General features: G+C 59.4%; 24 protein-coding genes. 19 read left to right on the top strand and 5 right to left on the bottom strand.

Annotated elements, in window-relative coordinates; all coding sequences use genetic code 11:
• Positions 1-32: 32 nt before the first annotated feature.
• The 8 genes from HU736_RS08800 (at position 33) to HU736_RS08765 (ending at position 8,908) form a co-directional block, all read left to right on the top strand.
• Positions 33-2,990, top strand: a complete 2,958-nt coding sequence (locus HU736_RS08800; RefSeq protein WP_186699458.1) for a phage tail tape measure protein — start codon at positions 33-35, stop codon at positions 2,988-2,990.
• Between the two features lie 9 nt (positions 2,991-2,999).
• Positions 3,000-3,845, top strand: a complete 846-nt coding sequence (locus HU736_RS08795) for a phage tail protein (RefSeq protein WP_186699456.1) — start codon at positions 3,000-3,002, stop codon at positions 3,843-3,845.
• Positions 3,820-4,026: a tail protein X gene (locus HU736_RS08790; protein ID WP_181107960.1), complete on the top strand. Its 207-nt coding sequence runs from the start codon at positions 3,820-3,822 to the stop codon at positions 4,024-4,026. The genes HU736_RS08795 and HU736_RS08790 overlap by 26 nt, the downstream gene beginning before the upstream one ends.
• A 62-nt stretch (positions 4,027-4,088) precedes the next feature.
• Positions 4,089-5,135, top strand: coding sequence for a phage late control D family protein (locus HU736_RS08785; RefSeq protein ID WP_186699453.1), 1,047 nt, complete (start codon positions 4,089-4,091; stop codon positions 5,133-5,135).
• A gap of 41 nt (positions 5,136-5,176) precedes the next feature.
• Entirely contained in the window at positions 5,177-5,728 is a 552-nt protein-coding gene (locus HU736_RS08780; RefSeq protein WP_186699451.1) for a glycoside hydrolase family 19 protein, read from the top strand.
• Positions 5,725-6,243, top strand: a complete 519-nt coding sequence (locus HU736_RS08775; RefSeq protein WP_186699449.1) for a lysis system i-spanin subunit Rz — start codon at positions 5,725-5,727, stop codon at positions 6,241-6,243. Before HU736_RS08780 ends, HU736_RS08775 begins: the two co-directional genes overlap by 4 nt.
• A 13-nt stretch (positions 6,244-6,256) precedes the next feature.
• Positions 6,257-7,957, top strand: a complete 1,701-nt coding sequence (locus HU736_RS08770) for a P-loop NTPase fold protein (protein WP_186699447.1) — start codon at positions 6,257-6,259, stop codon at positions 7,955-7,957.
• 156 nt (positions 7,958-8,113) lie between these two features.
• Positions 8,114-8,908, top strand: a complete 795-nt coding sequence (locus HU736_RS08765) for a DNA adenine methylase (protein WP_186699445.1) — start codon at positions 8,114-8,116, stop codon at positions 8,906-8,908.
• Here HU736_RS08765 and HU736_RS08760 read toward each other — a convergent pair.
• Entirely contained in the window at positions 8,900-9,604 is a 705-nt protein-coding gene (locus HU736_RS08760) for an SOS response-associated peptidase family protein (protein WP_186699443.1), read from the bottom strand. The genes HU736_RS08765 and HU736_RS08760 overlap by 9 nt on opposite strands.
• A 104-nt stretch (positions 9,605-9,708) precedes the next feature.
• Here HU736_RS08760 and HU736_RS08755 point away from each other — a divergent pair, with 104 nt between their 5' ends.
• Positions 9,709-10,137 carry a LexA family protein gene (locus HU736_RS08755; protein WP_181107966.1) on the top strand — a complete coding sequence of 143 codons (429 nt, stop codon included), beginning with the start codon at positions 9,709-9,711 and terminating at the stop codon, positions 10,135-10,137.
• Positions 10,127-11,401, top strand: coding sequence for a translesion error-prone DNA polymerase V subunit UmuC (gene umuC / locus HU736_RS08750; RefSeq protein WP_186699441.1), 1,275 nt, complete (start codon positions 10,127-10,129; stop codon positions 11,399-11,401). The genes HU736_RS08755 and umuC overlap by 11 nt, the downstream gene beginning before the upstream one ends.
• A gap of 144 nt (positions 11,402-11,545) precedes the next feature.
• On the opposite strand, the gene HU736_RS08745 is transcribed toward umuC, so the two are convergent.
• From HU736_RS08745 to HU736_RS08735, 3 genes are all read right to left on the bottom strand, one after another.
• Positions 11,546-12,154 carry a HEPN domain-containing protein gene (locus tag HU736_RS08745; RefSeq protein ID WP_186699439.1) on the bottom strand — a complete coding sequence of 203 codons (609 nt, stop codon included), beginning with the start codon at positions 12,152-12,154 and terminating at the stop codon, positions 11,546-11,548.
• Positions 12,155-12,156: 2 nt separating this feature from the next.
• Complete coding sequence (locus tag HU736_RS08740; protein WP_186699437.1) at positions 12,157-13,185, bottom strand: ParA family protein; 1,029 nt, start codon at positions 13,183-13,185, stop codon at positions 12,157-12,159.
• A gap of 745 nt (positions 13,186-13,930) precedes the next feature.
• Positions 13,931-14,494: a type 1 glutamine amidotransferase domain-containing protein gene (locus HU736_RS08735; RefSeq protein ID WP_186699434.1), complete on the bottom strand. Its 564-nt coding sequence runs from the start codon at positions 14,492-14,494 to the stop codon at positions 13,931-13,933.
• Positions 14,495-14,843: 349 nt separating this feature from the next.
• Between HU736_RS08735 and HU736_RS08730 the strand changes: the two genes are divergently transcribed.
• From HU736_RS08730 to HU736_RS08695, 8 genes are all read left to right on the top strand, one after another.
• Complete coding sequence (locus HU736_RS08730; RefSeq protein WP_103438008.1) at positions 14,844-15,134, top strand: hypothetical protein; 291 nt, start codon at positions 14,844-14,846, stop codon at positions 15,132-15,134.
• On the top strand, positions 15,074-15,778 hold the full coding sequence (locus HU736_RS08725; RefSeq protein WP_225912994.1) for a hypothetical protein: 705 nt from the start codon (positions 15,074-15,076) through the stop codon (positions 15,776-15,778). The genes HU736_RS08730 and HU736_RS08725 overlap by 61 nt, the downstream gene beginning before the upstream one ends.
• A gap of 543 nt (positions 15,779-16,321) precedes the next feature.
• Entirely contained in the window at positions 16,322-16,576 is a 255-nt protein-coding gene (locus HU736_RS08720; RefSeq protein WP_186699432.1) for a hypothetical protein, read from the top strand.
• A 24-nt stretch (positions 16,577-16,600) separates the two neighbouring features.
• Positions 16,601-16,897 carry a DUF3077 domain-containing protein gene (locus HU736_RS08715; RefSeq protein WP_186699430.1) on the top strand — a complete coding sequence of 99 codons (297 nt, stop codon included), beginning with the start codon at positions 16,601-16,603 and terminating at the stop codon, positions 16,895-16,897.
• Between the two features lie 485 nt (positions 16,898-17,382).
• The gene (locus HU736_RS08710) at positions 17,383-17,868 is read left to right on the top strand and encodes a formate dehydrogenase subunit gamma (RefSeq protein ID WP_103438819.1); all 486 of its coding nucleotides are present in this window, start codon (positions 17,383-17,385) and stop codon (positions 17,866-17,868) included.
• Complete coding sequence (locus HU736_RS08705) at positions 17,862-19,415, top strand: formate dehydrogenase beta subunit (protein WP_186699428.1); 1,554 nt, start codon at positions 17,862-17,864, stop codon at positions 19,413-19,415. Before HU736_RS08710 ends, HU736_RS08705 begins: the two co-directional genes overlap by 7 nt.
• Positions 19,412-22,297: a formate dehydrogenase subunit alpha gene (fdhF, locus tag HU736_RS08700; protein ID WP_186699426.1), complete on the top strand. Its 2,886-nt coding sequence runs from the start codon at positions 19,412-19,414 to the stop codon at positions 22,295-22,297. Before HU736_RS08705 ends, fdhF begins: the two co-directional genes overlap by 4 nt.
• Complete coding sequence (locus tag HU736_RS08695; RefSeq protein ID WP_103438003.1) at positions 22,294-22,503, top strand: formate dehydrogenase subunit delta; 210 nt, start codon at positions 22,294-22,296, stop codon at positions 22,501-22,503. The genes fdhF and HU736_RS08695 overlap by 4 nt, the downstream gene beginning before the upstream one ends.
• Positions 22,504-22,544: 41 nt before the next feature.
• On the opposite strand, the gene HU736_RS08690 is transcribed toward HU736_RS08695, so the two are convergent.
• Positions 22,545-23,252 (bottom strand): SOS response-associated peptidase family protein, encoded by a 708-nt coding sequence (locus tag HU736_RS08690; protein ID WP_186699424.1) that lies wholly within the window; start codon positions 23,250-23,252, stop codon positions 22,545-22,547.
• Between the two features lie 102 nt (positions 23,253-23,354).
• Here HU736_RS08690 and HU736_RS08685 point away from each other — a divergent pair, with 102 nt between their 5' ends.
• Positions 23,355-23,786, top strand: a complete 432-nt coding sequence (locus tag HU736_RS08685; protein ID WP_186699422.1) for a LexA family protein — start codon at positions 23,355-23,357, stop codon at positions 23,784-23,786.
• Position 23,787 lies beyond the last annotated feature (1 nt).

Below are 23,787 nucleotides of genomic sequence, written 5' to 3'. Positions count from 1 at the left end.
GGCTCACGGATTGAGCCGTTGAGGGGTAGCGTATGGCAAGCAAGCTGGCGTTATCGCTGGTGATCGGGGGCGCCGTCGCATCGTCGGTCGGCGCCGCGTTCAACACGGTCGAGGACCGTATTGGCAAGCTGGAGAAGAAAGGCAACAAGGCCAAGGTGCTGAAAAGCACCATCGGCGAAACGGTCAAGCTGCGCGAGGAATGGAAGCGGGCGCACGACACCGGCGCCGCCGGCGCCGACAAGCTGCTGCGCAAGCTGGAGGGCAATTTGACGGCCTTGCGCAAGCAGGGCGTCGAGGTCGGTCGGCTCGGTCAGGAGTACAAGCGCCTTGCGCGCGAGGCCAAGGCGGCCGATCTGCAGGTTAAAGGTCATCAGCAGATCAGCGCGGGCAAGGCCTCGCTAACGTCCAACCTCGGCAAGGCGGCGGTCGGCGTTGGCCTTACCGCGATCCCGACCAAGATCAGCGCGGATTATCAGGCGATCATTCGTGATATCGCGATCAAGGCGGATGCGGTCAACACGCCGCAGGAAGTGCAGCTAAGCCGGACGGTGATCGGCACGGCCGACAGCACCGGCATGGCCCGCAATGACGTGGCGGACCTGATCAACCAGTTGGTTGGTGCCGGCATGGAGCTGGACAAGGCCATGGCCTACGCGCCGACAGCGGCCAAGTTTGCGATTGGTCAGGGCGCGTCCGGCGTCGACACGGCCAGCATGATCATGGCCCTGCAGCAGAACGCCAAGATCAACGACCCGAAGGTGATGCAGCAGGCTTTGGAGGCTATCGCCTACCAAGGCCAGGCGGGCAGCTTCGAGGCCAGCGACATGGCGCGCTGGTTCCCGCAACTGCTGGCCAGCATGGAAAAGAACGGCAGCACCGGCTTGGATGCGGTGACGTCGCTTGGTTCCATGCTGCAAGTGCAGATGAAAACGGCGGGCAGCTCGGACGAAGCGGCCAACAACTTCAAGAACTGGGTAGAGAAAATCGGTTCTGGGGATGTGGTCAAGGCCTATGCGGATGTTGGTATCGACTACCAAGGCTCGCTGAATACCGGCATTCAAAAGGGCATGAGCAGCATTGAGTCGTCGATGGCCCTGGCGATGAAATATGTGGAAGCCACGGACCCGGCGAAGGCGCAAAAGATCAAGGACGCCAAGGCCACGATCAGCAGCGAAGTCGACCCGGAGAAGGCCAAGGCGGCGCTCGATGCGCTGGAGAAATCCCTGCGCACCGGCGACCTGTTTGCAGACATGCAGGTCAAGGCCGCGCTTACGGCCTACTCGCAAAACAAAGACCTGTATGAGCAGCTTAAAAACGACTCCAAGAATTCGTCGGGGATTCTGGACAAGAACCTGGCTGAGCGCCGCGAAACATCGGCGCAGCAGTGGTCCGAGCTGTCGCAATCGGTCGATGACTCGATGCGCAGCATTGGCGATGCCATCCGGCCCGCCACGGACGCGGCCGCCAAAGGCCTGACGTGGGTGGCGAAGGGCATCGCCGGCCTGTCGGACAAGTTCCCAGGCATGGTAATGGGCGCTGCCGGCGTGACCGCCGCTGTCGCGGCGCTGATCACCACGTTTAGCGCAGCCAAGATCGGTATCGGCGTCTTCAACGTGGCGCGCGGCTCGATCATGGGGCGCACCCGAGGGCGCAATGCAGGCAGTACCGGCGATGCGCTGCCCAAGACGGGCAATCGTGTTGTGGATACCGGCCTGAGTGCGTTGGGCAAGGTATTTGGCGGCGCGGCGGCCAATGACGGCGGCTCAGGCCTCAGCAGCGAGCCGCAGCGCGTCTTTGTGGTCAATGCCAGCGCATTGGGTGGGGGTGTTGGCGGCGCTGCTACGGGCGCCGGAGAGCGCGCAGGGAGTCGCCGCAGTCGTCGCCGCGCCCGGCGGCAGGGTGCAACGTCTCGCGCCGCGCCACGGACGGCGGCCAAGGCGACTCGACCGGCCGCCAAGGCGCCAAGCGTACCTATTGCGCCGAAGGCGCTGGCCGAAGGTGCGGGCGAGCTGGCCGGCCTGGGCAAGACCGTCAGCAGCATTCGCAACGTCACACGGCTGGCCAAGCGCCTGCCGGGCGGCAACGTGATTGACGCGGGCATGGGCGCGATTGATACCGCGATGAATGCTACAACTCAGGACGAGAAGGCCGAAGGCTACGGCGGGGCCGCTGGCGGCTTGGCCGGGGCTATGGCCGGCGGCGCGATGGGTGCGGCGCTTGGTTCGGTGGTACCGGTGATCGGTACTGTGATCGGCGGCGCCATTGGTGCGGCCATCGGCGGTATGGGTGGCGAGTCGCTGGGCGGGTTCCTCGGTAAGAAGTGGTTCGGCGAGGATGAGGAAAAGCCCGAGGAACCGGCGCCGGCGGTCAAGCAAGAAGATCCGCCCGCCGAGCCTGTATCGCCGGCAGCGTCTTTGCCGCCGCCTGTGCCTGTCTCACTGGCCGCGACTGCAGTGCCGCCGGCGCCGGCGATTTCGTATGACCCGCGTGACCCTGACTCAAAAGACCCGTTCCTCGTGCCGGCACTGACGGCCGATAAGGTTCGGTTCCCTGGGGCCGCGTTGGCCAAGCCGCCGGCGGCGGCGCCCGGAACGCCTGCAGCGCCGGCTGTTTCGTATGATCCGCGTGATCCCAACTCGAAAGATCCGTTCCTTGTGCCCGCACTGACGGCCAATCGCGTGCGCTTCCCTGGTGCCGGCCTCGCGCCGCCAACGGGCAACGTCGTGCGGGATATGGCGGCAACGGCAGCACCTGCAGCGAGCGCCCCGGAGCTGGCCAAGGCGGCAGCGCCGAAGGGTGAAGCGCCGAAGGTTGACCAAGCCTTCACGTTCTCGCCGACCAGCACAATCACGGTGCAGGGGGATGTTAAAGACCCTGCGCAGCTGGCCCGCGAGCTGGAGCCGCACATGCGCGCCCAGTGGGAGGCGTTCCAGCGCGAGCAGGGCGCCCGCATGGCCTCAACTCAACTATATGATGCTGCACACCTGTAAGGGGGCGATATGGCCTACATGGAGTTAATGGGGTCGACGCTGTCGTCACTGATCGCGGCCGGGGAGGCTGGCCGGACTAGCCTCGACGGCATGTTGGGGCCGCTCAACGGGGCGGTCAGTGATATGACAGGGGCGGCCTCGGAGCTGGAAGGCATCCCGTTTATCGGGCCTGCCATCGGCGCCAAGCTGCAGCGGACCATGCGGGCGATCAACGCCGCCCAGTCCGCTGTTGGCCAGGTGGCGGCGACCTATAGCCGGGTGGTGACTGCAGCCAGTCAGGTGCAGGAGCGAATCGGCGCCGTCAAAGAGCAGGCCGCGCGGGCGGGGGCGGCGATCAACCGCATCGCCGGCAAGATCAGCCCGTCACTGGGCAACATCGTGCCGACCGGCGCCCTGGGCGTTGAGGCCACCCCGGCGGCCGAGGCGGTGAAGCCGTTCCCGCATCTGCTGATCATGCAGCCGCTCGATCCCAAGCTTGAGCCGTATTACTTCAACATGGACACGGCCGGCTTTGACGAGCTGCGCCGGCAGACGGGCTTTCGGTGGGCTGGCCAAGAGCGGCTGACGCGGGACATTGCGCAGCAGGCGGTCGGCCAGGGTGAAGACAAGCTGACGATCAAGGGCGCGATCTACCCAGGCTTCAAGGGCGGTATCGGCCAGCTGAACACGCTACGCACCATCGGCCGCCGCCTGCAGCCGCTCAGCCTGATCACAGGCTATGGCGAGGTGCTGGGCAACTGGTGCTTAACGAACGTGGACGAAGACCAAGGGGCGCTGCTGCCCGGCGGTATCCCGCGCAAACAAGGGTTCTCGCTGGAGTTCGTGAAGTATGGCGATGACATGCAGAACGTCTGACGGGGATCTGCTGGACACTCTCTGTCACAACGTCTACGGCCACTTGCTCGGCACGGTCGAGACGGTGCTGGAGGCCAACCAAGGTCTGGCCGACGAGCCGCAGCCGTACCGGGCGGGCGTCCTGATCCACTTTCCGGATCTGCCGGCGCCGCAAACCGAGTCAATCATGCTGTGGGATTGATCCCGCGTTACGCGTAACGAAACCCCGCCGAGTGCGGGGTTTTTTATTTCTGGAGCACACGCATGAAACCGATGTTTCGCATCGTCGCGGACGGCAAGGACATTACCGCGCTGATCAATGATCGCCTGCTGTTGCTGCGCACCACGGACAAGCCCGGCATGGAGTCGGACGAGTTCGAGTTGCGCATTGACGACCGCGCCCAGCAGGTGAGCCTGCCCAAGCGTGGCGGCGGGATCGAGGTCTATCTGGGCTATGACGGCCAGGCTCTGGCGCGCCTCGGCCGTTACACCGTCGATGAAGTCGAAGTGACCGGCCCTCCGGACACCATCACCATTCGCGGCAAGGCCAGCGATATGCGCGGCAGCGGCAAGACCACGCGCAGCGGCAGTTGGGAAAACGTTCCGCTCGCCCAGATCGTGCGTGACGTAGCCGCGCGTAACGGCTGGACCCCGGTGTGTTCGGTGCAGACCAAGGTGGCGCGCATCGACCAGAACAACGAATCCGATTTCAATTTCATCACCCGGCTGGCCAAGCAGTACGACTGCACGGCCAAGGTGGGCGACGGCAAGTTGTTGGTCATGCCCAGGAACGGCAACCAAGGCGCAAGCGGCAAGACGCTGTCGGCCGTGACCATCAACCGGGCGGACGTTAGCCGGTATTCGTTCCGGCTCGGTGATCGAGGCACGCAGCAGGCGGTCAAGACCAAGCACCAAGACCCCAAAACCGGCGCCATGAAAGTCGTGGAGCTGGGCAACGATGAATCGCCCGATGGCCTGCCGGCCGTCCACACCGACCGCCATATCTACCCCAACGAATCGGCCGCCAAGCAGGCCGCCAAGGCCCGGCTGTCTGCATTCAACCGCAGCACCGCCGCCGTGCGGCTTGAAATGGCCGGGCGAACTGACCTGTTTGCAGAACGACAGATCAACGCCCAGGCCTTCAAGGTTGGGCTTGATGGTGAGTACCTGGTGGAAAGCGTAGAGCAGGTCTTCACCCAGTCCGGCTGGACTACGACCGTCGAGTGCAACGGCGGCAAGAAGGGCAAGGCGAAAGCCGCCGGCAAGAAAACGAAGAAAGCCAAGCAGCCGCTCAGGATCGAGCCTCTGTAACCCCATGACCTTTAAATCAACCTGTTCAAGGACAAACCGTAATGGCTATCACCGAGAAGCAACTGCTGCAGATCCTCCCCAACGCCGGCGCAAAAGCCGGCGTTTTTATTCCTGGACTCAATGCCACCATGGGTAAATACGCCATCGTCACCCGGTTGCGCATGGCTGCTTTCATCGCCCAGCTTGGCCACGAATCCGGCCAGCTACGTCATGTGCGTGAGCTTGGCAATGATGTCTACCTAGCCAAGTACGACATCGGGCGTCTGGCTCAACGCCTCGGCAACACGCCGGAGCCGGACGGTGATGGGCAGCGGTATCGCGGCCGGGGGCTCATCCAAGTAACCGGGCGCGCCAACTATGAAGCCTGCAGCGAGGCGCTGTTCGGCGACAGTCGTTTGCTGAACACCCCGGAGCTTTTGGAGCAGCCCGTGTATGCGGCGCTATCTGCAGGTTGGTTCTGGCAACGAGCCGGTCTGAACACCCTTGCCGACAAGGGCGATTTCCTGACCATCACCAAGCGGATCAACGGGGGTATCAATGGCCTGGATGATCGATCGGCCCTCTACAAGCGAGCGCTTGAGGTGCTGCGGTGAGCGCGCTGGGTTGGCGTTTAGCAGTCCTCGCGCTGTCGCTTGGCGCATACCTCGGCGCTCGTGGTGCATGGCTTTGGCAGGACAACCACTACGAAAAAGCGCTGGCTGACCAGGCTGGCGAGTATCGGCTCGAGCGTGAAGGCGCAGCTGCGGCGGTCATTAAATGGCAGGCTGAAGAACAGGAGCATCGTCGCGGTCTGGAAGATCGTTTGAAGTCCATTGCGGGCAACCACTGGAAGGAGATGAGCGATGCTCAAACTACTCAAGCTCGCCTGCGTGACAGGCTCGCTACTGCTGATCTACGGCTGTCAGTCATCCTCGCCGCAACCACAGCCGAGGGTGGTGGCTCTGGGGTGCCAACCGCCACCAGCGCCGGAAGCGTGGTACATGGAGCCGTACGAGCCTACCTTGACCCAGCGCATGCTCAACGAATTATCGCCATCACCGACGAAGGCGATCGAGGACTGATCGCGTTACAAGCGTGTCAGAACTATATTAAAGCTTTACAAAGATAAATGGGGTCACAGCATGTCCGTTGTCAAGGAAGCACTAGAGAACTTTGCCGTATCTTCAGAGCGGTCTGCAATTGTTCTTAAAGGTAAGTGGGGAGTAGGTAAGACGTTTCTTTGGGAAGGGGTGCTTAAGAGGAAAAAAGAAAGTCTGGGTGCAACTTATTATTCATATGTCTCTTTATTTGGCTTGAGCAGTCTCAAAGAGTTGAAGCGTACGATATATGAAAATCTCCTAAAGAAGGAACATGCCGCCGATTCAGGTGGTGTGAGATCCGTTGAGGATCGGTTAGAAAGTATTGCAGGTTTCCTGCGTCGCAATACCAAGCTATTGTCGGGAGTTAAAGGAGCAGGTGCAATTGTTGATACCTACCAAGCAGCTGCGATTCATGATGCACTGATATGTATTGATGATTTTGAGAGAAAAAGCAAAGGGCTGTCCGATGCCGAAGTTTTAGGGCTTATTTCCATGCTTGTAGAGAAGCGGAACTGTAAAGTTATCCTCATTTTGAATGAGGATGAGTTAGGGGGTGAGGGTTCGGAGTTTTCTGAGTATCGCGAAAAAGTATTTTCATATGAGGTGGAGTATCAACCGGCTAGTGCGGAGAGTGTTAGGGTTGTGTTTGGTGATGGGGCCGAGCAGAAAGATATTATTGATAGGGTGGTTAAGCTAGGTTTGACGAATGTAAGGTTGATTCGGAAGATTAAGTTTTACTACGATTATCTGCGCGATGCTGTCAAGGTTCAGAACGCACGGTTATGGTCGGATATTAGCAGCACAATCGCCTTGGCGGTACTTGCCCGGTACGGCGGGGAATTGAGTCCAATTACATTGGAGGAGCTTGAGCATTTCGAGGGAACAGTAGAAACGCCGCTTGGTGGCGCCACGGGCTCTGAACTGGAAGAGCTCGAGGCTAAGCAGGCTCAGGTTCAAACCTTGCGGAACTATGGGTATTTCTTCACGTCTGATTTGGATAGGGCGGTCATAAGTTTAGTGCGTCAAGGATATGTTGACTCTGAACTGATATCAAATATTGCTGCTGCTGCCGAGCATCAGGCTGGAATCGCTGATGCCGAATACGAATATCGTATGGCGTGGATGGACTACCATAATAACTTTTCTAAAACCCAAGAAACGATTTTCGAGAGCTTCAGGCTAGCTCTTGATAGTTACTTTGAGCATATGTCTGTCGAGCGTTTAGATGGGGTGGTCCATCTATATCGTGATATGGGTATGAATGATGAGGCTAATGCTCTTATAATACGGTTTTTTGAGAATTTAAACCGTGTTCGTACTCTGGCTGATCGGGAGGACTTGTGGGATGAACCTAGAGATGAACGGATTCGGGCCGCCCTGGATAACTATTTCGCTGGCTTCGGTTCGACAATGTCTTTGAAAGTGGCTTTAGAGCATCTGTTGACTAAAAGATCGACTGCCGCATCCGTTGCCGTATTGTGTAATAGTAGTTCGGCAGATTTTTTAGATTACTTGACTTCGCCCACTACCACGGATTTTAAGGCGGTAGTTAAATTGTTACTCTCGGCTAGCGGTTCGTCTAATATCTTCGATGACGCTGTCCCTGGTTCTGCAAAAGGAATATTTATGAATGCATACGAGGCGCTTCGGATGATTAGATCTAAATCTCGATTAAATGAGCATCGACTTGCGCCGTTGATGACGATGGATGAGCAGTACGAGAGTTACCAGAACATTCTTTGAATTGAAAAGAGCGAGCCGGCGAGGGTGCGTCTACACCCCAGCCGGCCCGCCGAACCCGCAGACCCTTCCTGCAAGTCCAGCCGAGGCTCTCGCTCCGTGCACAAAGCGCGGCGAGCCTAACACCTGTCTATCCATACAGTAAAGACTTGCGAACCCATGACCTCTCCAATCATTCCCTGGATGGGTGGCAAACGCCGCCTGGCCGACCGCTTGATCCCTCTTTTTCCCCCTCACGAATGCTACGTCGAAGTCTTCGCCGGCGGCGCCGCGTTGTTCTTCATGCGCCCCCAGGCAGCGCCCGTGGAAGTGCTGAACGATCTGAACGGTGACCTGGTCACCCTGTACCGTGTTGTGCAGAACCATCTGGAGGAGTTCGTGCGCCAGTTCAAGTGGGCGCTCAGTTCGCGGCAGATCTTCGAGTGGCAGAAGATGACCCGACCTGAGACGCTGACCGACATCCAGCGCGCTGCCCGTTTCTTCTACCTGCAGCAGCATGCATTCGGCGGCAAGGTCACTGGGCAGACGTTCGGCACCGCCACCACCGGCCCGGCCATCAACCTGTTGCGTATCGAGGAGAACCTGTCTGCCGCGTGGCAGCGCCTCGCCGGGACTTACGTCGAGAATCTGCCTTGGCTCGACTGCGCCGAGCGCTATGATCGAGCGCACACGTTCTTCTACATGGACCCGCCGTACTGGCAAACCGCAGGCTATGGCGTGGATTTTCCGTTCGTGGAATACGAGCGCATGGCCGACTTCATGCGCCGTTGCAAGGGTAGGGTGATGGTTAGCATCAACGATCACCCAGACATCCGGCGAGCTTTTGACGGCTTCCACTTCGAGTGCGTCGACATCCGCTATACCACGGCCAACCAGCGGCAGGGAAAAGCTGAAGTTACAGGCGAGCTGGTGATTATGAATTGGCAACCGGCAGGACTGGGGCAGCTATTCTAGCGACCGCACCGGGACTTCCTCTATAAGCTCTTCGCCCTGGTTGCGGACATTCCCTACCTGCTTGCTCACTGGGTACCACCTGAAGTCCGTAGCAGGTCGGCAGCCGGTCTGCACGATCTCCTCGGCCCGTTCAGCTGTGGTGCCTTGGGCGATCCACTCGCGTGCAAGCTCAGGCGTCAGCACGAGCGGCTTACGGTCATGGATATCGAGCAGACCCTGATCAGCTGCAGCAGTGATGATCACAAAGCCATCTCGGTCATCGGGTTCTAGACCGGGGTGAACCTCAGCCAGCGCCGCAAAGTACAACGGTTCATCGTTTGCCGCAGTGATGTAGTAGGGCTGCTTGCGCTTCGAGTCACTTGGGTCTGGGATCCATTCAAACCACCCATTAGCAGGCGCCAACGCCCGGCCACCCGGCCAAAGCGATTTGAAAAACTTTCCCGTCACCACAGTCTCGGCCCGCGCATTGATGGGGTCGAGGCGCTTCCCCTTCGCCCAAAAGGGCGACCATCCCCATTTCACTCGGTCAACGCAGACGCCGCCCTCGCTCGGGCGAATCAACTCGACGCGAGTTGACGGCGCCACGTTGTAGCGGTTGATCCGCTCATGGTCGTAGCCGTTGATCACCACAAGATCCAGCGATAGCTGCTGGAGATAGTGATCCATTGACTCGTAGATCGAGTACCGTCCGCACATAACCCACCTCGACGTTGATCGGCTTCTCATCGTATTGGTATTGACCGGAATCAGTCCTACTAGTTTACTGTATGAATATACAGTTTGAGTTGGACTGACCTGCCATGACCATCACCTTTCTTGGGACGCCCACGGGCGGACCTGCGTTGTTGCCCGTCTACTCCTTCCGCGTGCCAGCGGGGTTTCCCTCACCAGCAGCGGACCACCTTGAGCGGCATATTTCCCTCGATGAGCTATTCGACCTCCGTGCCCCTCACGTCTACCTGGTGCAGGTCGAGGGTGACAGCATGCAGGGCGCCGGGATCCATTCCGGTGATCTCCTGATCGTGGACCGTAGCAATGAAGCCGAACACGGAGACATCGTGATTGCTGCAATCAATGCTGAGCCTGTCTGCAAAAGGTTGTACCGCCGTGACGGCGCGCTGATCCTGCAGTCGGAGAATCCAGCCTATCCGCCCCGCCACGTCATGGAGGGCGATGACCTGATGATCTGGGGCGTGGTTCGCTACAGCGTGCGCGACCATGCGCAATGATCAGGTGTTCGCCCTCATCGACTGCAACTCGTTTTATGCGAGCTGCGAGCGCGTATTCCGGCCTGACCTGGCCAAGACGCCGATAGTCGTCCTGAGCAATAACGACGGCTGTGTGATCGCCAGATCCTACGATGCAAAGCCGTTTGTCAAAATGGGTGAGCCTTTCTTCCAGGCCAAGGAAAAGCTGCGGCGGCATGGCATTGTGGCTTTCTCCTCGAACTACGCCCTGTATGGCGACATCAGCGAGCGCGTGATGTCACTGATCGAGGCGATGGTTCCGGGAGCTGAGGTGTATTCGATCGATGAGTCATTCGCAGATCTCACCGGCATCCCTGGCAATCTGACCCAGTTCGGCCGTGACATGCGGGCCAAGATCCTTAGGTGCACCGGCATTCCTGTAGGGGTTGGTATCGCACGCACAAAGACGTTGGCAAAGCTGGCCAATCACACCGCTAAGCGCCTGCAGGCGGAAACCGGAGGGGTGGTTGATATCTGCGATCCGTTCAAGCGCGACTGGGTGCTGCGCAATACCGAGGTCAAAGAGGTGTGGGGAATCGGCAAGCGGATGACCGCACACCTTGAGGCTATGGGGATCCGCACTGCAATGGATCTTGCCAAAGCTGATCCATGGACGCTGCGCCAAAAGTTCAGTGTTGTGGTCGAGAAGACAGCCAGGGAGCTCGCCGGCACACCTTGCCTCGAGCTTGAGGAGGCTGACCCGCCAAAGCAGGAGATCTGCTGCAGCCGGATGTTCGGCAAGCGTTTGACCGAGATCGCTCCGATAAAGCAGGCGGTGGCCACCTACGCAGGGCGAGCGGCGGAGAAGCTGCGTGCTCAGGGATCAGTGTGCAAGCGCATTCGAGTGAGTATCCGCACCGGCATGTTCAATCCCGATGAAGCCCGCTATGCCCAGGGCGTTTTGGTTGAGCTGCCATACCCTACCAACGACACGCTGCTACTCACGCGAGCTGCTACGGAGGCAGTTGCGCGGATCTACAGGCCCGGTTTTCGGTACAGCAAGGCAGAGGTGCTTCTGCTGGATCTGCGACAGCCTGGCGAATTCAGCGATGATCTATTTGCGGTCACGCAGCCGGTGGCGAGCGACCGCTTAATGTCAGTACTGGACGAGATCAACGGCAAGTATGGAAGAGGCACCTTGCATGCAGCAACTGTCCCCCGCACCCCCGATTGGGGGATGCGCCGGGAAATGATGAGTCAATCGTATACCACGCGTATCGATCAACTTTGGACGGTGAGAGGTTGAGTCAGCGGTTAACTGCTGATACATCTCGAGGGCAGTCCACGGCCCCAGTGGATGACGGTGAGGGTAGCCATATATATTGAAAAACGCCCACACCTCATTTCCGAAGAGGGGCGCCTTTTTTTTGGGGGGGGGCAGGTTGTTGCTTTATGTGACTAAGTCGCAGATGGCGTTCCCAAGATTGAGCAGGTAAGCAGCAGCATCAGCGGCTTCGTTTCTCGTAATAGGCTGTTTGAAGCTGGTTATCGGATCAAGGTCTGCCTCATGGACTATAGCGTTTCGTCTGGTCACTATAAGTTTAAGGTTGAGCTTTGCATCTTTGTCGGTGAGTCCGACTTTGTTCCCTAGTACTTGCCATTTTTGAGTTTCTTTCCATATAAAGCTCAAGCCCTCAGCGACTTTTGTCGGGTCTTGGAACGACAGTATGCTGAGTTTCTCTCGGACTAGCTCTTCGAATTTAGCGCCTGGCGGAGGTATTGCACCGGGCGATAAGTCCGTTAGGTGCTGAAGTGCGATGCCTTCGTTAGCATATTTAGGTGTGGTGGGTCTTGATCCTTCAAAGATCTGCACCATCCCTATTCTGATTAAGTCGTGTATTAGCTTGTCAAATGCACTCACTGAGTAGACAAGCTGATAGCGCAATAAATCGTCGAATGGCTCGCGAATATGAACTAGCTCAGTGAGGTGGTCGTAAATTACACCTAGATCGTTCGCTTGTTTGATATTTTTTTGAAAAACAAGTTGAGCATTTCGCATATTTAATTGTTCATCAATGTAACTAGAGTTTGCGCGATCTGGACGAACTGTTGATGTAGTTGATCTCGTTTAGCCATTGCGTTGTCCAGCACAACGCCGGTGTCAGCCAATTCTTCTTTGTTTAAGATAAATACAGGAACACCTGCAATATGCGAACGTTGCAATAATGAGCCAAAATCTTGGATGTGACCTAAGCAGAAACCGTCATTAGTAAGGTGTTGTGGGTAATCGGTGGGTTTAAGGGTAAGGCCTGCAGCCTCAAGCGTTGGGAACAGTCGGTCCCGAGTAACGGCGTTGATCTCTGCAATGTTGTCTCTGTATGGCGCAGCTGGTCGACCCTTCCTGACATTAAAGCGCTGGATGGAAGTGCCTAAAAATTTGGGAAGTCCAGGCCGTAATGGATAGGCAGAGTCTTGGAAGGCCTGTTCGTTTTGGACCTTCCACGATGCCCATCTCGGGAAGATCGTTTGTAGCGTCTCAAGCGCCATAATCGAGAAGGGGTCGGGGTTTGTTGGGATAAGGAAAAAGTCTGCGTTCAGAAATAGATTCTGATTGATAGCGCTTAGACCTGGGTTAAGGTCAATGATTGTATAGTCGATATCGTTTGCCGCTTCAACTTTTTGAATTAACTCGTTGAATGCGCCTGGTAGGTTTTGAAGAGTAGCCAGTGCGTTAGAGTTTTGTGCAAAGGTAAGCGATGCGTCATATTCGGATAAAGTGGCGTGCCCAGCAAGAAGCTTAAGGTTGGGTTGCCTCTCTGGACTTTTGCATGTTATCGCTTGAATAGGGGTTGGTTTGCCTTTAAAGGCAGGTGCTACACCATCTTTGATATTTTGGTCGCGGGTGGCGTCATTGATATAGTACTCGTCAAAGTCGTCGCCGAGTATTAGGCTTGATAGATTGCATTGTGGGTCGGCATCTACTAGCAGGACTTTGTACCCTTGCTCTGCAAGCATCCATCCAATGTTATAGACAGTGGTGGTCTTGCTCACGCCGCCCTTGTGGTTGAACAATACAAGTCGTTTAGCCATTTTAATCCCTTAATAGAAAAAGTGCTAAGGCCGGCTTAGCAGTGGAAAATCTAACGACAATGTATAGCAGAATGCTATCGTGATAAGCAATAGACAGTGAGATTGACTTCTGTGTCTGAGGTAAAAGGCAAAAAAGCTGGGAAAGATTTAGAGGAAAAACCTCGGGCGGAGGACGTGTGGATGGTACAAAATTGGTACAAGAAGAGTGCGTGGATCTTTTTAGGGCAGTGTTTACGGGTTGATCAGGGAAGATGGTCCCAATCCATCATCGGTGCAACGCTGAACCGGCGGGACGGCTCAGAGCGCGTGGTTTGTGGGTTTGAGGCTGATTCTAGGGGCATTCTGGTCTACGCATGTCCGTACCATTTCTACGAGTAGGCGCCTTGTTATGACAGCGGAGAGAGCGGTTCCACTGCTGGGCGCGCCGGCTCCGTCGAGATGGCAACAATGAGAGCAAATAATAAGGCTGACGGATCGGTTAGCTGCATCGCCCTTACCAGCCTGGAAGGATGCCGTAGTCTACCAAGAAGCCCGCAGTTTCGCCCGCGATCACCCTGACAGGGCTCGAACGAGGCGACTAGAGGTGAAGTGATTACGAAAAATGGCATTTGCGCCCTTGGCAGTTCAACGGGCGCTGGAGCATGCATCCGATCGGACGAGTGCCATATGACTTTATCAGCCGTCTATGGCGGGAAAACGAGCAGGGATTGATGGCAACCCGCGCGGGCTGCCATCTGTGCGTACCTTATTTCCCTTCAATCGCCGCAGCGATAGCGTCATTGAAGGCAGGAATGTCCTTCGGCGTCCGCGAGGTAATCAAGGTCCAGCCATTGGCTTTACATTGCTTCACCTCAGCATCAACCCAACCTTCAGCCCCGGCATTTTCAAGGTCAAGCCTAACGCTGGGGTACGAGGTGAGGGTCTTGCCCGGAATAACCCCGGCATTGATCAACACCCAAGGGCCATGGCAGATCGCAGCGATTACCTTGCCCGCATCGGCGAACTCCTTCACCAGGCGCTGAGCGTTCTCGTCCAATCGCAGCGTATCGGCATTGACCGTGCCGCCTGGAATCACAAGCGCATCGAAGTCTGCCGCCTTGAGCCCAGCCAGGGAGGTCTGGGACTCGACGGTGCGGTCTTTCTCGGTGTCGCCAACGAACGTCTGGGTGGTGCCGCCTTCGCTCGACCCGTGGGTGACTTCAGCTCCGTGAGCCTTCAGCGCTTCCAGCGGTTTGACCAGCTCATCGCGTTCAATGCCGGTGTTTGCGGTGATGAACAGTACCTTTCTACCTGCCAGTTGATTACTCATGGTGGTCTCTCGGTCCTCTCGATCAAGGTGATGGAAATGGTTCGGTCGATGCTTTTGCCCGACACGTAAAAATGGGAGGGCAGGGTGGTTTCGAAAGTTCAGCTGGATTCACGCGGGTACCGGGTGCGCCTGAATGGGGCGGTGGCGATCAGTAGCCGGACACATTGTGCAAACCGGGTAAAGGCTGGTAACGGTACGGCAAGGGCTCTGGCACGCGGGCCTGCCATAGTCATTCCAAGGTGTGCGCATCTGTTTTTGCGGTGGACGACCATTGGTCGCTCCGCTCTACAGGCGGACTGGACCAAACTGCAGAAATGTACGATGATTTTCGTACCAGTCAAGGATGACTATGGATAACGGTTTCAAAGCGGCAAAGCGCGCGTTAATTGCGGCGCTCGAGTCGGGCAACTATCTGCATGCGGCGCGGGGTGACATCACGATCAAAAATCTGCTGGCAATGGGGGCCGTGTCGGCACGTGCAGTCATCGAGGTGATCCGTTCATGCAGCGGCGCTCACCATAGCTGCACCGCGCACCACATGGCCCCCGAGGTCATCGTTCATGTGCTGAGGCGGCACGGTTGGTACATCAAGTTTTATTTCATCGAGCCAGACACCTGGTTCCTCAGCGTTCATCAGTGAGTATCCAGATCATGCAGATCTATTTTGAAGGCGACACGGGCAGGGCGCTGTGCGAGCACTGCCAAGCGCTGGTGGCGTTTGTTTACGGGCGTCGCGACGTGCCATTCAGCGACGGCCAGGGCCAGGCGCGAGATATTCTTGTGGGTGTCTGCAGCGGATGCGAAACGGTCGTGGCGATCCCGCCGCAATCCACGCCGGCTATCCGTGAAGCGCGCAAGCAGCAGCTCAAGTCTATCGAGGCGCGCTTGCCTGCGTTTTACCTGGATGTGCTGGATGCGGCGATGCATGAGGTGAGCAGCGATGCAGGGGTGAATCTGCGCAAGTTCTTTCTGGGCTATTACTTTCAGGCGCTGGCGCAGGCTGACGATGCCGCCGGGCTGCAGGCTGCTCATGAGGCGTTTGTTCTGGCGCTGGATGAGCAACTGCGTCAACGGGCGCTGGCGGCTCCGGCGGCAACGCGTCGGCTGTCGATGAAGATCAACCCGCATATTGCCGAGGATTTTCTGGCGCTGCTGCAACGCACGCAGATGAGCCAGACTGAGCTGCTCAAATCAGTGATTGCGCGGATTTGGGCGGATGTTCACGAGGTACGAAACCCGCAGGTAATTGGGGAATTGCGCAAGCTCGTGTATCTCGCGGTTTGACGGTGCTGATGTCGCTCAGTCAATGGCGGCTACCTACGGGAGGTCTTCGGATCTGCCGGTTCTCTCATCTTCCGGTCTTGCAGACCTGTATGTAGCTGCCACCCATCAATCCTTCCTTGATAAGGACCATCAACTTTCATCGACAGGCTGGGCCTCAGATGAACTCTCGTCTTATTTCGTTTCATCTTCGGTCTGGGTCCTACGTGAATTAATCAGATTTTCGCTCTTCCCTGTAGTCCATTTCCGAATCATCCTATTACCGCTTTTTCGCCATTGCGGTGGTATCTCCAACCTCCTAGTCTCGCCCTGTCGCTGCGAAATCAGCGAACGGGTCTGCAAACCCGAGCCAGAGAGGAAGGAGTTACCACCAGGCTGTCTGCATGAATTCATGCTGGCGGTTGCGCTTTATGGTGGCTGCGTATGGGAGGTTTTCGGACCTACCGGGTTTCCTTCTTCTGCCCCGGCTTTGCAGCCTGTACGTAGCCGCCACCCATCCTCTGCAAAGGACAGGTGTCTGGCTTTCCCCACGCAGGAGAAGTCGATATGATTAAAATCGTCCCCGACCCACGCCATCCCAACTCCCTCCACGCCCTCGAAGACACCCTGATCCAAGCCGCAGATTACGTCCTGTGCGCACTGACGGTGGCCCATCAATCTGCCTTGCTCCTGCCGCGCACGCCCGGCTCGATCATGATGCTGACCATCATGCATGAGCTCGAAACCGCCCGAGCTTTGGTGGATACGGCTCTCACGCAGGTACAGCGCTTCGATGAGCCGAGCAAGCCGACGTTGCACTGAATCAGCCAAGCCGGAGGATTACACATGGACAAAGAACCGCTAGACCGCATCGGCAGGCTGGGCCTGACAGTCGGCTCAGCGACTTGCCTGGAAGGCGCCATTATGGGCAAGCGGCTGTTTCGGGTAGAGGCGGGTAACTGTTGTGACCACGCCTTGGCGCAGGCATCGGTGTTGATGGATAGCGCTCGTAGGGCCTCGTTTATTGGCGTTATGGACAATGAGCCTGCACTGATTTGGGCCTCCTACTTTCTTGGTGAAATGGCTAAAGCGCTGATGGACGATGCGCATATGGGCATTAGCAAGAAACTTTTAGCGGCCTGAGTGAAGCCGGTTTGCGGGGCAACCTTTCAAGGTTTTTGTCAGGGAGAAAGACAGGTTCGCTAGGTTCAGTCGTGCGGGTAGGCTGGCCGCGGTCGAACAGCTCGGGATCCACCTGGGGCATCGAGTCGCTTTCCTGAAAGTGTTAGGCCGACGTGCGGGGGATGGTGTCGTCTTTGCGCAGGGTGAAGATCTCGCGCTACGCGCCCCTTTCGCGACACGAGGCCGCTCCTACACCTACCGTGTTGGGCTGGCGTTGCGCTGTCAGTCATAAGGTCGGTTTCAGGATACGTCTGGTCGCTGGCGCACATCCCTGTACTGGCAGGAGTGCCATGCTGTCAGGATGCCCTCGACGCCAGTGCACGTAGATGCGCGGCCGTGGGCAAGGAGGTGCCCGGCGACCACGCAACCGTGACGTGGCCGGTGCGCCGCAGCAGAACACGTCGGGCGCAGGTATTGCCTGCGCTCGCGACGCCGAGGTCCGCTGTATGTCTGATGAGACGCTTGACCTGCCCGTGATCCAGCGTGTGCTGGATCACCACCGTGAAACCCCCGGCGCGCTGTTGCCGATCCTGCATGCGATCCAGGCCGGCGTTGGGTATATCCCCGATGCCGCCGTGCCGGATATCGCCCATGCACTGAACCTCAGCCAGGCTGAGGTGCGCGGGGTGATCACCTTCTACCATGACTTCCGTACCGCGCCGCCAGCGCGGCATATCCTGCGCCTGTGCCGGGCCGAATCCTGCAAGAGCCGTGGCGCCGAGACGCTGGCGGCGCAGTTGCGCGAGCAGTTGGGGCTGGATGATCACGGCACCAGTGCCGACGGCGCAGTGAGCCTGCGACCGGTGTATTGCCTGGGGGCCTGCGCCTGTTCGCCAGCGCTGGAACTGGATGGCCAGGTGCATGCGCGGCTGACGCCGGAGCGCTTGAGCGCACTGGTAAGCGGCTGCCTGCAGGAGGTGAAGCCATGCTGAAGCTCTTTGTTCCCTGCGACTCGGTGGCGCGTGCAGTGGGCGCCGATCAGTTGGCCGACGCGCTCAGCGCCGAGGCGCAACGGCGGCAGGTCGAGGTACAGATTCACCGCACCAGCTCGCGCGGGCTGTACTGGCTGGAACCGTTGCTTGAGGTGGAAACCGCTGAGGGCCGGCAGGGCTTTGGGCCGGTGGCTGCCGAAGATGTCGCGGGCCTGTTCGATGCGTTGACGGCGGCGCCGGCTGAGCATCCGTTGGCGCTGGGCCTGGTCGAGCAGATCCCGTATCTGAGCAGTCAGCAGCGTTTGCTGTTCGCCCGTGCCGGTATCACCCGGCCGCTGTCGCTGGACGATTACCGCAACCACGGCGGCTTCGAAGGCCTGGCCAAAGCTGCGTTGCTGGAGCAGGCAGAGGTGGTCGCGGCAGTGCTCGATTCCGGCCTGCGCGGGCGGGGCGGCGCGGCGTTTCCGGCGGGGATCAAATGGCGCACGGTGCGCGATGCTCCGGCGGTGCAGAAGTACGTGGTATGCAACGCCGACGAGGGCGACTCGGGGACGTTTGCCGACCGCATGCTGATGGAGGGTGATCCGTTTCTGCTGATCGAAGGCATGATCATCGCCGGGCTGGCGGTGGGTGCCAGCAAGGGCTACATCTACGTGCGTTCGGAATATCCGGATGCCGTCCACGCGCTCAACGAGGCGGTGTTGCTGGCCCGTGAGGCGGGCTATCTGGATACCACCGGCAGCGGTGTGGCGTTCGACCTGGAGGTGCGGGTCGGCGCTGGCGCGTATATCTGCGGTGAAGAAACCGCGCTGCTCGAATCTCTCGAAGGCAAGCGCGGCATCGTCCGCGCCAAGCCGCCACTGCCGGCGCTCGAAGGCCTGTTCGGCCAGCCGACGCTGGTGCACAACGTGCTCACCCTGGCCTCGGTGCCGATCATCATGGCCAAGGGCGCGCAGTTCTATCGCGACTTCGGCATGGGCCGTTCGCTGGGCACCTTGCCGTTCCAGCTGGCGGGTAATGTGCGCTATGGCGGCCTGGTCGAACGTGCATTTGGCTTGACCTTGCGCGAGCTGGTCGAAGGCTACGGCGGTGGTACTTCCAGCGGGCGTCCGCTGAAAGCCGCTCAGGTCGGCGGGCCATTGGGCGCTTGGGTGCCGCCGAGCCAGTTCGATACGCCGCTGGACTACGAAGCGTTCGCCGCGCTTGGCGCGATGATCGGCCACGGCGGTGTGGTCGTCGCTGATGACACCCTGAACATGGCCAATATGGCGCGCTTTGCCTTGCAGTTCTGCGCTGAAGAATCCTGCGGCAAGTGCACCCCGTGCCGAATCGGTTCGACCCGCGGCATGGAGGTGGTCGACCGCTTGATCGCCAGCAGCGACCCGGCCTACCGCGCCGACCAGGCCAACCTGCTGCACGACCTGTGCGACACCATGCAATACGGCTCGCTATGCGCCATGGGCGGGATGACTTCATATCCCGTGGCCAGCGCCCTCAAGCACTTCCCTGCCGACTTCGGTCTGGCCAGCCCGGAGGCCGCCCAATGATCAATTATTTCGACCCCGCCAGTGATGCCGACCTCGGCACCCCCGCGCGTGAAAGCCAGGTACAGGTCAGCCTGAATATCGACGGCCGCGCCATCAGCGTGCCCGCTGGCACCTCAGTGATGCGCGCCGCCGCGTTGCTCGGCACCAACATCCCCAAACTGTGTGCCACCGATACCCTCGAAGCCTTTGGCTCGTGCCGCATGTGCATGGTTGAAGTCGACGGCATGCGCGGTTACCCGGCGTCGTGCACCACACCGGTCACCGAGGGCATGGTGGTGCGCACGCAGACGCCACGCCTGGCCGACCTGCGCCGCAATGTGATGGAGCTATACATCTCCGATCACCCGCTGGACTGCCTGACCTGCTCGGCCAACGGCAACTGCGAGTTGCAGACCGTGGCCGGCCAGGTTGGCCTGCGTGAGGTGCGTTATGGCTATGAAGGCGCCAACCACCTTGCCGACGCCAAGGACCTGTCCAACCCATATTTCAATTACGAACCGAGCAAGTGCATTGTCTGCAGCCGCTGTGTGCGCGCCTGTGAAGACATTCAGGGCACCTTTGCTCTGACCATTACCGGTCGCGGTTTCGACTCGCGAGTAGCGGCGGCTGGCGGTAGCGACTTCCTCACCTCCGAGTGCGTGTCGTGCGGCGCCTGCGTGCAGGCCTGCCCAACCGCAACCCTGACTGAAAAAAGCCTGGTCGAACTTGGCCAGCCAGAACGTGCGTTGATCACCACTTGCGCCTATTGCGGCGTGGGCTGCTCATTCCGCGCCGAGATGAAAGGCGACCAACTGGTGCGCATGGTCCCGGACAAGAACGGCGGTGCCAACCATGGCCATGCCTGTGTCAAAGGCCGCTTCGCCTGGGGTTACGCGACCCACCCGGACCGCATCACCAAACCAATGATTCGCAAGCACATTGACGACCCGTGGCAAGAGGTCAGCTGGGACGAGGCGGTCACCTACGCAGCCAGCGAGCTGCGCCGCATTCAGCTCAAGTACGGGCGCGACTCGATCGGCGGCATCACCTCCAGCCGCTGCACCAACGAAGAAGCCTATCTGGTGCAGAAACTCGTGCGCACGGCGTTCGGCAACAACAACGTCGACACCTGTGCACGTGTCTGCCATTCGCCGACCGGTTATGGCCTCAAACAGACCTTGGGCGAATCCGCTGGCACCCAGAGCTTTGACTCGGTGATGCAGGCCGACGTGATCCTGGTGATCGGTGCCAACCCAACCGACGCGCACCCGGTGTTTGGCTCGCAGCTCAAACGCCGCCTGCGTGAAGGCGCCAAACTAATCGTCATCGACCCTCGGCGGATCGATCTGGTCGACTCGCCGCATGCCCGCGCCGAGCTGCACCTGCAACTGCGCCCCGGCACCAACGTGGCCATGCTCAACGCACTTGCCCATGTGATCGTTACCGAAGGGCTACTTGATCAGGGCTTTATCGATGCCCGCTGTGAAGGGCCGGAGTTCGCTCGCTGGCGCGACTTTGTCAGCCTGCCGGAGAACGCCCCCGAAGCCCTTGGCCCGACCTGTGGCGTACCGGCCGAGCAGATCCGTGCGGCAGCCCGGCTGTATGCCGGCGCTGGCAACGCGGCCATCTACTACGGCCTCGGCGTGACCGAGCACAGCCAAGGCAGCACCGCAGTGATGGGCATCGCCAACCTGGCTATGGCCACTGGCAACATCGGCCGTGAAGGGGTAGGGGTGAACCCACTGCGTGGGCAGAACAACGTCCAGGGCTCGTGTGACATGGGCTCGTTCCCGCATGAGCTGCCCGGTTATCGGCACATCTCCAATGCCACCGTGCGTGCCGAGTTCGAGCAGGCCTGGGGTGTGACCCTGCAGCCTGACCCAGGCCTGCGCATCCCCAACATGTTCGAGGCGGCGCTGGATGGCAGCTTCAAGGCGCTGTACTGCCAAGGCGAAGACATCGCCCAGAGCGATCCCAACACCCAGCACGTGACGGCCGCGCTGCGGGCGATGGAATGTGTGGTGGTGCAGGATATCTTCCTCAACGAGACGGCCAAGTTTGCTCACGTGTTCCTGCCGGGCAGTTCGTTCCTTGAAAAAGATGGCACCTTCACCAACGCCGAACGGCGTATTTCGCGGGTGCGCAAGGTCATGCAGCCGTTGGCCGGCAAGGCCGACTGGGAAGGCACCATGGCCCTGGCCAATGCCCTCGGCTACCCGATGAACTACCGTCATCCGTCAGAGATCATGGACGAGATCGCCCGGCTGACGCCGAGCTTCCACCGCGTCAGCTACAGCGAACTGGAGCGCCATGGCAGCCTGCAATGGCCGTGCAACGAAGCGGCGCCAGACGGCACGCCGACCATGCACATCGACCAGTTCGTGCGCGGCAAGGGCCGCTTCATGCTGACTGGCTACGTGCCCACCGACGAGAAGGTCAACAGCCGTTACCCGCTGCTGCTGACCACTGGCCGCATCCTCAGCCAGTACAACGTCGGCGCGCAGACACGGCGTACCGAAAACGTCGCCTGGCATGCCCAGGACCGGCTTGAGATTCACCCAAGCGATGCCGAAAGCCGCGGCATTGTCGAGGGCGATTGGGTCGGTATTGGCAGCCGCGCCGGGCAGACGGTGCTGCGTGCTCAGGTCAGTACCCGGGTTGCGCCGGGGGTGGTGTACACCACCTTCCACTTCCCCGAGTCGGGCGCCAACGTCATCACCACCGACAACTCCGACTGGGCCACCAACTGCCCCGAGTACAAGGTTACGGCGGTGGAGGTGGTGCGTGTATCGCAGCCGTCGCAATGGCAGCAGCGTTATCAGGCGTTCAGTGACGAACAACGGCGCCTGCTGCAGGAGCGGCGCAACAGCGAGCAACAGGAAACTGCCGAGGTACGCCGATGAGTGTCGACAGTCTGGTCAAAATGGCCAACCAGATCGCCCATTACTTTGACAGCGAGCCCAACCGGACGCTGGCGGTGCAGGGGGTACGCCAGCATATTCACAGCTTCTGGACCCCGCTGATGCGCAAACAGATCGTCGAGTGGATGCAGGCACATCCCGACGAGGGCGTGGACGGTCTGGTGCGTGAGGCCCTCGCGGAGGGTTGACCAGAGGAGGCAGGCAGCGGCGTCCAGCCGCTGCCTTCTGCCTAGAACAGCGTTCCTTGCACTGTTTCCAGCACCAGCAACTGGGCACCTTCATTGCGCATGTTGCCTACGTCTTTGCTGACCGCAAACCACTCGAAATCAGCCACCGGCAAGCACTGCTCACGGGCCAGCCGTTCAGCCTGCTCAGCGGGCAATTGCGGGTCGAGCCAGGCACGTGCCTGTTCCGGCGCCAGCACCAGCGGGCGGCGGTCGTGGATATCGAGCATGCCCTCATCACTGGCCGCGGTGATGATCACGAAGCCATCGCCCTCGTTCGGCTCAAGCCCGGCTTGCACCTGCGCCAACGCTGCCATGAAAATAGGCGCCTGGCTTTTCAAACGGATGAAATACGGCTGCTTGCGCTTGGGGTCGGCCGGGTCGACCACCCATTCATACCAACCATCGGCCATCACCAGTGCCCGGCCTTGCGGCCACAGCGGTTGAAAGAACTTGCCGGTAGTCACCGTCTCGACCCGTGCATTGATCGGCGCTGGGCGTTTGCCGGTGGCCCAGAACGGCGCCCAGCCCCAATGACACGGGTCGATGCGCAGGCCTTCGGCGGCGTTGTGCAGGATCAGTACACGGCTGCCCGGGGCGACGTTGTAGCGGTCGATCGGCACGTTGTCGTAGCCACTGATGACATCCTGCTCGGCGTCCAGCTCGCGCAGATAATCGGCCAGGCCTTGCGACTGAACAAAGCGTCCGCACATTGCAGGTCTCCCACTTGTCGAAATTTCCTACGCCGAAATTGACCAAAGCCGTGGCGCCCGATTAACTGTATATCCGTACAGTTTAATTGCAAGGCGTGCCCCATGACTACCATCCTTGGCCCCATCGCAGCCAGCGCAGGCGCGCTGTCACGCTATCTGTTCAGCGTGCCGGCAGGCTTTCCCTCGCCTGCGGCGGACCACATGGAGCAGCCGATCTCGCTGGACGAGCTGTTCAACCTGCGCGCGCCGCATATGTACCTGGTGAGAATAGACGGCGACAGCATGCAGGACGCGGGCATCTTCGATGGCGACCTGGTGCTGGTCGATCGCTCGATCGAAGCCCAGCACGGCCATGTGGTGATCGCCGCCGTCAATGGCGAGCCATTGTGCAAGCGGCTGCACAGGGTCGGCCGGCAGGTGGTGCTGCGCTCGGACAACCCGCGCTTTGCCCCGCGGTATATCCTCGAGGGCGACGAGCTGGCGATCTGGGGCGTGGTCACCTTCAGCGTGCGCAGCCACGATCCCAAGGCTTGAG

Origin of the sequence: Pseudomonas shirazensis, assembly GCF_014268785.2 — a bacterium.
GTDB lineage: Bacteria > Pseudomonadota > Gammaproteobacteria > Pseudomonadales > Pseudomonadaceae > Aquipseudomonas > Aquipseudomonas shirazensis.
This window is presented reverse-complemented; position numbering and strand designations above follow the sequence as displayed.